Origin of the sequence: Flavobacterium sp. SM2513 (assembly GCF_050908145.1) — a bacterium.
Lineage (GTDB): Bacteria > Bacteroidota > Bacteroidia > Flavobacteriales > Flavobacteriaceae > Flavobacterium.
Window position 1 is genome coordinate 537,692 of record NZ_CP194228.1, and the last position, 13,151, is coordinate 550,842.

The following is a 13,151-nucleotide window of genomic DNA, read 5'->3' on the forward strand; positions in this document are numbered from 1 at the left end:
TATTGTTTTAGTGTGCGACACTTTCGAACGGATGTAAGACATCATTGTGGCAGTGTGCGACACATTCTCACAGATGCAAGGTGCTATTGTGTCAGTGTGCGATACCTTCGAACGGATGTAAGATGTTATTGTGGCGGTGTGCGGTGCTGTTTTAAACATGTACGATACAGTTGAATGAGTAAAAACACGTCATACATTAGAATTATTGCTTGCAACACTAAAACAATGGATGTGAAAACTGATTAAATACATTCGTACAGTAGTAAAAAAAGCTACGTACATAAGAATAATACAGTAGAACTACCATTCTCTTCTCTCGCACATGTTGGTTTTCACGTCATTGCGAGGCACGAAGTAATCTTACAATCGATTAATAGTACGTAACACTTATTATCTTCCTTGCTATTTGCCATTCCGGAGGAACCGCATACTTAGGATAACCACTAACGTATACGAGCGATAAGCAAAGAGTGCAATTGCTTCGTTACTCGCAATAACGACGGAACGCACAAAAAAACCGCCACAAGGGGCGGTTTACTATTTGGTGGTCAAACTAGCAATTACGATTGCTAACACAAAATAAAGCACAAGCTCACTTTTACATTAAAAAGAACGACAGCCGTATTTTTAATTCTTCACGAGCTTTCTAGTAACACTAGCTTTATTTACATCTAGAATTCGAATCAAATAGACTCCCGATGCAAGTTGAGATACATTGATTTGGTTTTGAATCGTTGTCAACACCCTTTGTCCTTGAAGCGAATAGATTTCGACGGACTCTAACGCAGTATTGGATTTAATATGGAGCAAATTATCTACAGGGTTGGGATACATTTGGAAAGCAGTATTTGCTTGATTTGCGTCGTGCACGGCAAGATTTTCTATTTGGACTGCATAGGAATCTTGCACCATAATAACATCAGTCCCGCCACAACGGGTATAGGTAGCCGACACGCTGTACTGCTGATTCGTCGTAGGGCAAACTTCTATCGAATCTCCTGTTCCTATGATGTTGCTGTTTTGGTCAAACCATTGCAAGGTCACTAAGGGAGTCGTTTCTGTACCATTAGGCAAAAACCGCCATGCTTCTTGACTTGCTGACCAATTTCCGGTGTTCCTTTCCTGAGGAGTGATTGCCGACGTACCGGGATTGTTTTGCAAACCGATTACTCCAGAACCACCATTCCAAGTGGTACATGGCGTACGTTTGTAAACGTATACATCTATAATATTAGTGGTTTCGTAAATGACTATTTGACTGGTTTGCAGCCCATATCAGAGGTATAATCAGCTCCTAAGCTACCGTCACAATTATAATTAGGTATCCGATTAAAATTAGCCACAAAATAACGGTTTGGAGCGACGCCACCACTGTAATAATTGACATTCTGTATTCCATCGTTTTGAATAGACGATTGGTTAATGTTTGTATCTTGATACACGCCGTAAATGGCATTTTTAATACTAAAAGTAGTACTAGGAATTACGCCAGAAAATTGCCAAGGGCAGTAGCCGCTAGGTGTATTATTGGGTCCCGTAGTGGTAAAAGAAACAACCCCATTAGACCCAACGATAAGGTTTTGATACATTTGTCCGTAAAAACAAAACTTAAAGGGCAATTCAAGGAGAGGAGACCACTTGTCATCTCCCATAATGTTTAGGATAGTGCCACCAGTGAAAGCAAACGCCGTCTGATAGGTTATCGCCTCTACTTGATAGGAAGTGGTAGGCTTTATTTTGAAATAATCAGCGGCTAAAGTAGTACAGTCTCCCGGTAATTCAACGTTAGCTGACTGACTTATCGTAACCCAAGGTGTAGGCACGACTTGTGAATGCGCTAAAAAACCCACCATAAGTACTGATATTGCTACAAAGTAATTTTTTTTCATAAGAAGCATTTTAGAATTGAAATTTACTAAAAATAATAATACGGTGCTGCAATTTTTTTAAGAAGTATTTTTTAATAGAACAAAGATGCTGTAATGAAAAGTGACGCATACAGTATGAAATAGCCATCAGTAAGAGCTAAAAACCAAGCTACAAGAGTGAAATGCAATGCTACGCTTATTATTTTCCTTGCTACTTGTCAGTATTTCCGTCATTGCGAGGAACGAAGCAACCTTACAATCGATTAATAGTACGTAACATCTATTCTCTTCCGATTTACGTGTCACTCCGGAGGAATCGCATACTTAAGATAACCATTAACGGGAACGAGCGAGACAATCGCATGAACCGAATGGAAGTGATTGATGGGATTGCTATTGTTGATGCAGTTAGGGTAGAACTCGTTTATAGGATTGCTTGGTTCCTCGCAATGACGGTGGGAATCAATGTCTACCATCTTTCCTGCTATTTGTAATTACGGAGGAATCGCGTACTTAGGATAACCACTAACGGATACGAGCAAGACGATTGCATGAACCTAATGGAAGTGGTTGATGGGATTGCTATTGTTGATGCAGTTGGGGTAGAACTCGTTTACAGGATTGCTTCGTTCCTCGCAATGACGGTGGGAATCTATGCTTATCATTTTCCCTGCTATATGTCATTACGGAGGAATCACATACTTAAGATAACCACTAATGGATACGAGCAAGACGATTGCATGAACCGAGTGGAAGTGATTGATGGGATTGCTATTGTTGATGCAGTTGGGATAGAACTCGTTTATAGGATTGCTTCGTTACTCGCAATGACGGTGGGAGTCAATGCTTATCATCTTTCCTGCTATGTGTCATTCCCGAGTCATCTATTATTTCTTGGGTTACTGTATGGACAAAACTGAGTCTTGCACACAAATATAATAGCAACGGCATACCACTATGTACAACAAAAAAAAGCGTTCTACACTAGAACGCTTCTCCGTTTTTAACCAAATAAATTAATTAGTCTATGTGCACTAATGTTTCTTCTTTCCATGTTTTCACAGATGCTACGCGACTATCTGAATACTCTACTTCATTTAATGTTTTTTTGTTCAAGAATAGCCACTTACCCGTCTTCACGCCTTCATTGTAGAGCGCCACTGCTGTTCGCTCGCCTTTATCTGAATAGGATACCCATTCGCCGTGTACTTTACCGTTCTTGTAGAAACCTTCTTGACTGATGCTGCCATTTTCGTGGTAGTACGTCGATTTTACTAAATCGCCCGCCACCTCATGCTTAGGCGGATGGTTAGCAAAGAGTAGACCTGAGAATAACAATGCTCCTAATATCATATACTTTTTCATCGCTGTTGTTTTTTTAATGGGGTTATAGTTTTGATTACAATCGCTTTGTAGCAATTGCATATCCAAATGTAAAAAAATAATTTACATTTACAAAACTTTTACTTAACAATTTGGTAACATAGCACAAAGCTTAACATTGGAACAAAAAAAACCGTCTAAAATAGACGGTTTGCTATAATGAACTATAAGAACTACTTATTTTAAGATTTCGGTAAACAAGGTAGTTAAAGCCGGCGAAGATGGTCTGTCGGCATTTGCATTAACAATGTTTCCTTTTGGGTCAACTAGTATAAAGCGCGGTATGCCAGTGATGCCGTAGGCTTTGATAAAGTCGGAGTTCCAGTCGTTATCGGCATAGAGCTGGATTCCGCCAAGTTCCTTATCGGTTACAAACTTCTTCCACTTCTCATAATCTTTTTTGGTATCAACAGAAATACTTACAAACTCAATGTTTTTTCCATGAAACTTTTCTTCGACCATTTTCAAATACGGAATTTCGGCACGACACGGAGCACACCAAGTAGCCCACACGTCAATGTACACATACTTTCCGCGTAAATCTTCTAGCTTCATCATGCCGCCTTTATGGTTTTCATAATTAAAGGTAGGCGACGGCGCATTGTTCATTTTCTGCATCGCTTGTTCTTCCTTATAATACTGCTGTAAGCCCATCATCGAACCTTGAATTTCTGCGGTATAGAGCTTTGTGAAAGCCGCATCCAGTTTAGCATCCGCCAATCGTTTTAAATCGGCCTGCTGCTTTTCAGTAGCCATTTGCGTAAACGCTGTTTCATCGGCTTTTAATAACTCAGGGTAGTTGTACTGCTCTTCAGCCAATGCCGTTTGGGCTAGGAAGTTGTTCTCCTTAGCGCCTTTACCGGTATATACGATGCTTTCGTCAAACATTTTGGCATCCATCTTGAGCTTAAGGTCCATTCCGTTTTTCAAGAATAGAGAAGTGCCTTCCACCCCATCGTCAAGACGGTACATCCCTTCTGTAATGTTTAAAGTGTCCTTAAAAACACCCGACTTATTGAGTACAAACTCCTTCTTGTATTTATTAGGACCTAGTATGTAGAGTTTTTCGCCGTTCTTGTTGTCAATTTTAGCTTCAAAGGTGACGTATTTCTTTTGGGCGAAAGCTGAAACGGAAAGCACTCCTGCAAGAATTACTGTTGTTATTTTCTTCATATCGTTGTTGTTTTCATTTTTAGAATACCAAATATAGTTTTTTATTTAATTGGGAAAGAAAATAATTATGTCAAGTTTAATAGTTTTATCACTTAACCCGTTTACTTTTTTTACTTTTGCAACTTAACAAAAGGATATGTACAGAAGTCATAATTGTGGAGAATTAAACAGTTCCCACATCAACACAGAGGTTACCTTAGCGGGATGGGTACAAAAATCACGCGATAAAGGATTCATGAACTGGGTCGATTTAAGAGACCGCTACGGAATTACGCAATTGATTTTTGACGAAAGTCGCTCGGACAAGGCTGTTTTTGAAAAAGCCAAAACCTTGGGACGTGAGTTTGTAATTCAAATAAAAGGAACCGTAATTGAACGCGAAGCAAAGAATAAAAATATACCTACAGGTGATATCGAAATATTAGTTACTGAACTGAATATCTTGAACGAAGCCATCACTCCTCCTTTCACCATTGAAGATGAAACGGACGGGGGTGAAGACATCCGAATGAAATACCGTTACTTAGACATCCGAAGAAATCCGGTGAAGAACAGCTTATTGTTTCGTCATAAAGTAGCCATGGAAGTACGTAAGTACCTTTCTGATTTGGATTTTTGCGAGATTGAAACACCATACCTCATCAAATCGACACCTGAGGGTGCGAGGGATTTTGTGGTGCCAAGTAGAATGAACGAAGGTCAATTTTATGCTTTGCCACAGTCTCCACAAACTTTCAAACAATTGTTGATGGTTGGGGGAATGGACAAGTATTTTCAGATTGTGAAATGTTTCCGTGACGAAGACTTACGTGCGGATAGACAACCGGAGTTTACCCAAATAGATTGTGAAATGGCATTTGTAGAACAAGAAGACATCCTAAACGTGTTTGAAGGTTTGACGCGCCATTTGTTATTAGAACTAAAAGGAATTGAAGTAGAGAAATTCCCAAGAATCACGTATGATTACGCAATAAAGACTTACGGAAATGACAAGCCGGATATTCGTTTTGAGATGAAGTTTGGTGAGTTGAATGCCGTAGCCCAACATAAGGAATTCCCTGTGTTTAATTCCGCAGAATTAGTAGTAGGAATTGCAGCACCTGGATGTGCAAGCAACACGAGAAAAGAAATTGACGCCTTAATTGACTGGGTAAAGCGACCACAAGTGGGAGCTTCCGGAATGGTGTATGTAAAATGTGAAGCGAATGGCAGTTACAAATCGTCGGTGGATAAGTTTTATGACCAAGAAGATTTGTCCAATTGGGCGAAAGCCACAAATGCGAAAACGGGCGATATGATTTTTGTGCTTTCTGGACCTGCAGACAAAACAAGAAGTGCTCTTTCGGCTTTGCGTATGGAATTAGCAACGCGATTGGGTTTGAGAAATCCAGCGGTTTTTGCTCCTTTGTGGGTGGTTGATTTCCCTTTATTGGAGTTTGACGAAGAAAGCGGACGCTACCATGCCATGCACCATCCGTTTACGTCTCCGAAACCAGAAGACATGGCTTTACTAGAAACCGACCCTGGAAAAGTACGTGCCAATGCTTATGATATGGTATTAAACGGGAACGAAATAGGAGGAGGTTCCATTAGAATTCACGATAAAGCCACTCAGGCGTTAATGTTTAAATACTTGGGCTTTACGGATGAAGAAGCTAGGAATCAGTTTGGGTTCTTGATGGATGCGTTTCAATACGGAGCGCCACCTCACGGAGGATTGGCGTTTGGGCTGGATAGATTGGTAGCCATCTTAGGCGGTCAGGAAACCATCCGCGACTTCATTGCGTTTCCGAAGAACAACTCAGGAAGAGACGTAATGATTGATGCTCCGTCTGTTATTGATGAAAAGCAGTTGAACGAATTACATATACAACTTAAAGGGTAATACTTATGAATAAAAAATTAAATGTAATACTGAGTTTTGGTTTCTTTTTTATGCTCCAACTCTCTTTTGCACAGAATGCTGGTGATTTGTTTACTGCTTTTGGCACTAATGGAACTGTAGCTACCAATATTGGTCAAGCTGACTTCATTGTGAAAAGCCAAGCGGTGCAAAGTGATGGGAAGCTACTTCTTTTTGGAAACGTGGAAGGCAGTTATTTTAGTAACACTTACTTGTTGCGACTGAATACGGATGGAACGTTAGACACGAGCTTTAATACAGATGGGAAAATCATCATTAATGATATTGAATTTGCTACTAAAGTATTGGTGCAAAGTGATAGCAAGATTGTCATTGGTGGAAGTCTAAACTTTGACGTTGTTTTGATGCGTTACAACACGAATGGGACATTGGACACTACTTTTGGCACGGACGGGATTGTAAGTAACGACTCTGATACTACTTCTAGAAGTATGCAAGATTTTACTATACAAACCGACGGGAAGTTTTTAGTTTTGTCTGATTTCTATAGTGGTTCGCAGGATTACAGAGTGTTACGCTACAATGCAAATGGAATACCGGACACAGCATTTGGCAACAACGGAAGTATTACAACAGACATCGGCGATACGGAATTTGCAAAAACAATTGCCATTCATTCAGACGGGAAGTTTATTGTGGGGGGAACTACTGTAAGTGATGCTCCCTCTACATTTTCTATCTTTGTTGCACGTTACAATTCAAGTGGAACACTGGATGCTTCGTTTAATTCCAATGGAAAAAAAGTAGTCGCTACTTCTGTTTTTAATGACTTCTTAAATGTTGCGCTACAAGAGGATGGCAAAATACTGTTTGGCTATACTTCCTATGTTTCTTCATCGCCAAAACTCAAACTCATCCGGTTGAATACGAATGGGAATTATGACACGACGTATGGCACTAGCGGGGTGGCGACATTTACCGCACCCACTAACTTTGGAAACGGAAGCAAAAAGTTTAAGATTCAAGCCGATGGGAAGGTGTTTGTGTTTGTTAATTCCTCGACTATTGTAAATAACGCGTCTAACAACAACTTGCTAATGATGCGTATCAACACGAATGCAACGCTTGACACCAGTTTTAATGGTAGCGGATTCCAGGAGTTTTCGTTCTTTACCAATAATGATACGGGTAGTGATTTTAGTCTTGTAGACAATCAAATAATCGTTAGCGGTAACACGGAGGAAACATTGGTTTTAAATAAAATAGGTGTCGCCAAATTCAATTCAAGCGGCAGTTTGGACCTAAGTTTTGGCACCGACGGTAAATCGTTGTACTACTTTCCGTATGAGGGTTACGATGAATCCAAATGCTCGACCATTCAAGCCGATGGAAAAATAATTGTAGCAGGAACGAGTCATGTGAATCAAAATTCGATTCTGAGTGTGGTTCGTTACCATGCGGACGGAAGCATTGACACAAGCTTTGGTACGAATGGTATTTTCAAATTGAACACTCAAATATACGACGCCGTAAATAGTGTCAAAGTAGATGGAAATGGTAGAATACTATTGGCTACTGATTTAAACGCTACCGTGATTAGACTGAACAGTAACGGAACACTTGATGGGAGTTTTGGTGTAAGTGGCTTCGCAACGATTACAACTGCTTTTTCAAGTACCGCTGATATAAAAGTACTCGCTGATAACTCGATACTTGTGGCGGGAAGGGTTGTTTCAACAGTAAATAACGTTTCGTCGTTCAACTTTATGTTGGCGAAGTTAGATGCGAATGGTATCCTAGTTCCTACTTTTGGAAGCAATGGAATTACAACGATAAATGCTACGCCAAATTACGACGAGTTGTTGTTGGTTGACACACAGGCTGACGGAAAAATAGTAACGGTAGGTACATTTGTGAATGCGAACAATGATTCTCAGATTGTCATTTTTAGAACGAATGCAAACGGAGTTTTAGATACTACGTTCAACACTTCAGGAATATTCGTAATAGGAATTCCAAGCTCAGCCGACATTCCAAAAGGATTACAGATTCAAGCGGATGGCAAAATCCTTATGGCAAATACGTACAACGACGGTTCAAATACCTTATTGTTTAGAGTGAATACAGATGGCACACTAGACACGAGCTTTGATACCGATGGTGTTATTTATTTCGACACTAACTTAATCAACACCATTGAAGCGCTTAAAATACTGGATAATCAACAAATTGTTGCTGTTGGAGCTTCAGGAAATGCCTCCACAAATTTTACCGTACTGAAACTGAACTCTAATGGAGCATTAGACACCACTTTTGGAACAAACGGTGTTGTAAACTCAGACTTTAATGATGATTATGCTTTTGCATCTGGAATTGTACTATCAAACGACAATAACATTATTGTATCTGGAACAACATTCTCTGAAACTAGTTATGGAGATTTCGCAGTGGCTAAATATTACTTAAACACCAATTTAGGAATTGGCGAGAATACGTTCAATAAAACAGTGTTGTTCTATCCAAATCCAGTGCAAAATGTATTACAGATATCTAATGACGTTACAGCGGTTACGCTATTTACTTTAGATGGAAAACAAATCAACACTACAATTGTTAATAATTCAATTGTTACTGAAAATCTTCCAAAAGGAGTTTACATCATTCAAATGAAATTGGTAAGTGGTGAAGTTATTAGCAATAAGTTGATAAAAGAATAATTTACTAGGTTTAGATTTGAGGTTTGTAGCTTCAATTAACATCAAAACAATAGTAAGCCCCGAACCTTTCGGGGCTTTTTTTATTCGCTGTTTTGAACTTAAATACCGCTAAAATAATAGTATTCTTTATCGTCGTAAACTAAAGTGTCCTCTGAACATTCTGCCCGACTGAAATTCAATTGTAAACCAGTAGTCCGTTGATGGCAGCTCTTGACCGTTGTAAGTTCCGTCCCAACCTTGGTCTCTTGCATTAAACTGCTTGAGTAATTTTCCAAACCGATCAAAAACGGTCACTTTCAACTCTAAATTAGGGTCTAAAAAGCTCACGTTCCAGTAATCATTATATCCATCTGCATTTGGCGTGAAGTATTTTGGTGCACCAATTACATAAACGGTTTCAAACACGGAAGAACATCCTTTTACGTCCTGGATTCCGATGGTGTAAATTCCCGACTGAAGTCCAGAGAACACCGGAGATTCTTGATAATAACCGTCATTCAAATTGTATACATAATCACCCAATCCAGAGGCTGTAATTTCAATTGTGTTGTCGGCAGATAAATCAGTTATCGTAATGTTTTCGATGATTGCGGCATTGGAAGCAGTTACAACAATCGTCCTTGTGCTTGTGCAACCATTTTGATTGGTTACCTCTACGGTGTAAATTCCTCCTTCGTCAACCGTAAGAACATAATTCGTTTCGTTAGGAACTAAAATATTGTTTAAAAACCAAGCGTACGTAAAGTCATTTTGCGTCGATGGATGTACTAATCCTGCATCAATTACTCTTGTGGCTCTCAAATCATCGGTACAAATTAATTCGGTTCCTGTTAAAAGTACAGAAGGGGTTGCAAGCACAACCAATGGAATGTAAACCGTTGCGGTGCAAATTGCATTTAAAGGATTGGTAAATTCTGCTCGAAGGGTCTGTGTGCTACTTGTAAAGGGATTAGGCAATGGACTTGGCAAAGCGACATTATTTGCATCAAAATAACTGACATTCAATCCCGTTTGTCCTGCTAAAATAGCCGATTCAAATGCAGTTGTATCAAAGGGAACTTCACCATTTTGAAGTTGAGGGTCCATTTCGTCATCGCAAATGCTAGTTAAGTTGGTAGGAATCGCAAATGCTTCCGGCAAGTCATCCACTACAAATGTTAGGGTAGAACTGTATTCGCATTGTTTACCAAAATTATTCTTCACAATCACACTTACCGTTTGAGAAGAAGTAGTGAAAGGATTCGGTAACGGACTTGGCAATAAAACCCCATTTTCATCGGTGTAAATGACAGAAACATTAGCCAACCCATTCAATAAATTCGCCTCTACATTCGAAGTATCAAAGTTAAGTATCCCATCTTCATTGTCGTCACACTCTTTGACGGTTTGAGGTTGCACAATTGGAATCTTTTCTACGTTTAGCGTGATGTGATGTCCCAATCCCAAACAATCATTATTGACTTCACTGTCCACTCTAACGTAGATGTTCTGCGTATTTGGATAACCAATGTTGGAATAATTACTTATGTCTGTAATCGCATTTAGTTCTGCCAAAGCATCAGCAAGATTTCGATAATAAGTAATATCTACTGCTTGTCCGGGCGGATATTGTGCTTGAATTTCTGAGGTTACTGAACTGAAATCGAAAGTTGTTACACCATCGGTAAGGCTTCCCGAAGCCAAGTCATCACATGCCGCAAAGACCTTTTGGAAACTTGCCGGAATTGTAGTGGTGGAAACTTGAAGGTTAATTTGAGCGGTAGCATAACAGCCGTTCGTATTTTCAACTCTAACAAAAATCGCCTCACTATTTATATTTTGATTGGTATAATTGGTACTATTTGTAAACGCATCCGTATTATTTTCAGCTTCTAAAAGTGTTTCAAAGAAGGAAAAAGTCAGATTTGTAGCATCATTTACCAAAAGTGATTTTATTTCATTGAGATTAAAAGCACTAAATCCATCATTATTGTCGTCGCATTGTTTCAAATTAACAACAGCTGCATTTAGAATAGGATATGCATGAATTGTTATTTCACGGGTATTAACTCCCGAACCGTTTGCTCCAACAACCGTAACACTAACGGTATAATTTCCTGCGGTAGCATATACATGCGTTGGACTTAAATCTGACGAAGAACTTCCGTCGCCAAAATCCCACGTGGCACTTGTAATTTCTTGACTCGTGTTGAACTGAAATGCAGTATTCTGACCCACACAAGCATTTTCCAACTGAATCGCGGGCGTAAAAAAGAAAGAAGTTATAAACGGAGGAAGTCCCAGTCGAGAGGTTGTGAAAACTGCTAATTGGAGTCCCTGATGCGTATAATTGCACAACAACCCATTTTCATCAGGATCATTAATCACGCCTAAAACACTAGTACTCGTGCTGATATAAATTTTATTATTTGGAGCGAGCTGTAGTCCAAAAAGGGAAGGTGTCGAATCATAAAGTATCGTTTTTGAAGCCGTAATGTTATTACTAAGTAAATCAAATTGAGCCAATTCAATATTTGGATTCGCATTCACTCGATAACTTGCATAAAGCTTTTCGGACGAAGAAGAAAACTCCAGTCCGTAGGGCTGTATGTTCGGAAGCACCGTTTGCGTATTTGAAACAATACCTGAAGCTACATTAAAATCAAATAATTCAATTGTTCCCGTTCCAAGTGTAGCTTCACCTGGTAGATTGCCATTCTGATTGTGTGCGACTGCTAATTTTTGGCCATCGGGCGAAGCTTTTAAATACCCAATAGCATTCCTCCGGTATCCAACAATACCAATATTTGCACCTATTGTGGTCACTACTGGATCCGTATTCAATCCCGTTGCATCTACTTTGAAAGCATAAAATTTATCGATAAAATGCGTGATAATCCAAAAGCTGTTGGTACTCGGGTCTCTTACGGCTGTTATCTTCTCTGAACATTTAAATCGTATTTCTAGACTGCTTGGGCTGGTATCATACGTTATCAAGTGGTTGTTTTTGCTAATTACATCACCAATACTCCCGTTTGCTCCTATTACTGATAAATCTACGATGGAATAATTAAATCCATTATTAAAACCATCGTCGTCCGTTGGAACAGTCTGTCCGGGTTGACTTTGATATTCGCCAGTAAAACCATTGGGGTAAGCGGCGGCATTTTCCTGATGGGGTTCGTCAACGGTAAAAATATAGTAAATATTAGGGTCGTTTGGTTTCGGAATAATAATACCAGAAGAAGTACTTGACGGGTCGCCAAATAAGTTTACACCATTGGGCATAATTACATGATTGCGGTCCCAAACCGTTTTTCCATCCGTATACAATAGTAAGTTTCCACTACTATCAGAGATAGAACTACAACCCTCATTGGTAACAATTTGCCCATCCGAAAGCGGAATGACACTTCCATCAGGCATGAATTTTAGTCCCGCGTATTCACCAAAATACCAATTGGTTGCTTCTCCTTGTGCGTTTGCTAGAAGGGCAAAAAAAAGCGAAAGTACTATCAAATATCCCTTCATATCCTAAAATTCAATTAAACAGGTCGTTTATTGGGGCTAAAGATACATATTAATGCCAATTAATTACTAATAATCCCTTGCCTACTACTAATTTTATAAGCTACATTAGCGGCACTACAATTACTGCGATTCATTTTCAAATGGCGTTATAAATACGACTGTCTTATTTCGCTATTAAGTAATTTAATACTTGAATTGATAGATTACCACGCCCTAAAACATTTATTTCGCAACAAAATCTAACCGCAGTTTCCATCATAAAACGGGGTGCTTTTGAATAAATATATACTCCAAAACAACTTTTTTTAAATTATTTTCGAAATATTTAACTTAACATGTTGGTTGTATGATATTAAAGTTTACATTTGTACCATTATTAATTATTTTTATTATTACAATGCGTACAGGTACAGTTAAATTTTTCAATGAGTCTAAAGGTTACGGATTCATTACAGACGAAGAAACAGGAAAAGACATTTTCGTTCATGCATCAGGAATCAGAGCGGAAGAACTTCGCGAAGGTGATAGAGTATCTTACGAAGAAGAAGAAGGAAGAAAAGGTAAAGTTGCTGCTCAAGTAGTAGCTCTTGAAGACTAAAAATATATAGATTATTTTTATTACCTCGAAGGAGTAAA

9 protein-coding genes are annotated in these 13,151 nt (G+C 39.0%); 4 read left to right on the plus strand and 5 right to left on the minus strand.

Going from position 1 to position 13,151, the window contains the following annotated elements; genetic code table 11:
• Positions 1–627: 627 nt before the first annotated feature.
• Positions 628–1,161: a T9SS type A sorting domain-containing protein gene (locus ACQ5J2_RS02120; protein ID WP_432672042.1), complete on the minus strand. Its 534-nt coding sequence runs from the start codon at positions 1,159–1,161 to the stop codon at positions 628–630.
• 89 nt (positions 1,162–1,250) lie between these two features.
• A complete protein-coding gene (locus ACQ5J2_RS02125; protein ID WP_432672043.1) occupies positions 1,251–1,889 on the minus strand; it encodes a hypothetical protein in 639 nt (212 codons plus the stop codon).
• Between the two features lie 656 nt (positions 1,890–2,545).
• On the opposite strand from ACQ5J2_RS02125, the gene ACQ5J2_RS02130 reads away from it, so the two are divergent.
• Positions 2,546–2,788: a hypothetical protein gene (locus ACQ5J2_RS02130; RefSeq protein ID WP_432672044.1), complete on the plus strand. Its 243-nt coding sequence runs from the start codon at positions 2,546–2,548 to the stop codon at positions 2,786–2,788.
• 100 nt (positions 2,789–2,888) lie between these two features.
• On the opposite strand, the gene ACQ5J2_RS02135 is transcribed toward ACQ5J2_RS02130, so the two are convergent.
• Together ACQ5J2_RS02135 and ACQ5J2_RS02140 are read right to left on the minus strand one after the other, a co-directional pair.
• Positions 2,889–3,233 carry a toxin-antitoxin system YwqK family antitoxin gene (locus ACQ5J2_RS02135; protein ID WP_432672045.1) on the minus strand — a complete coding sequence of 115 codons (345 nt, stop codon included), beginning with the start codon at positions 3,231–3,233 and terminating at the stop codon, positions 2,889–2,891.
• Positions 3,234–3,428: 195 nt separating this feature from the next.
• Positions 3,429–4,424, minus strand: a complete 996-nt coding sequence (locus ACQ5J2_RS02140; protein WP_432672046.1) for a TlpA family protein disulfide reductase — start codon at positions 4,422–4,424, stop codon at positions 3,429–3,431.
• 136 nt (positions 4,425–4,560) lie between these two features.
• Here ACQ5J2_RS02140 and aspS point away from each other — a divergent pair, with 136 nt between their 5' ends.
• Positions 4,561–6,309: an aspartate--tRNA ligase gene (gene aspS, locus ACQ5J2_RS02145; RefSeq protein WP_432672047.1), complete on the plus strand. Its 1,749-nt coding sequence runs from the start codon at positions 4,561–4,563 to the stop codon at positions 6,307–6,309.
• Positions 6,310–6,314: 5 nt separating this feature from the next.
• Positions 6,315–9,005: a T9SS type A sorting domain-containing protein gene (locus ACQ5J2_RS02150; RefSeq protein ID WP_432672048.1), complete on the plus strand. Its 2,691-nt coding sequence runs from the start codon at positions 6,315–6,317 to the stop codon at positions 9,003–9,005.
• 126 nt (positions 9,006–9,131) lie between these two features.
• Here the strand turns inward: ACQ5J2_RS02150 and ACQ5J2_RS02155 are convergent, their stop codons facing one another.
• Complete coding sequence (locus tag ACQ5J2_RS02155) at positions 9,132–12,515, minus strand: T9SS type B sorting domain-containing protein (protein ID WP_432672049.1); 3,384 nt, start codon at positions 12,513–12,515, stop codon at positions 9,132–9,134.
• 397 nt (positions 12,516–12,912) lie between these two features.
• On the opposite strand from ACQ5J2_RS02155, the gene ACQ5J2_RS02160 reads away from it, so the two are divergent.
• Positions 12,913–13,113 carry a cold-shock protein gene (locus ACQ5J2_RS02160; RefSeq protein WP_026704702.1) on the plus strand — a complete coding sequence of 67 codons (201 nt, stop codon included), beginning with the start codon at positions 12,913–12,915 and terminating at the stop codon, positions 13,111–13,113.
• Positions 13,114–13,151 lie beyond the last annotated feature (38 nt).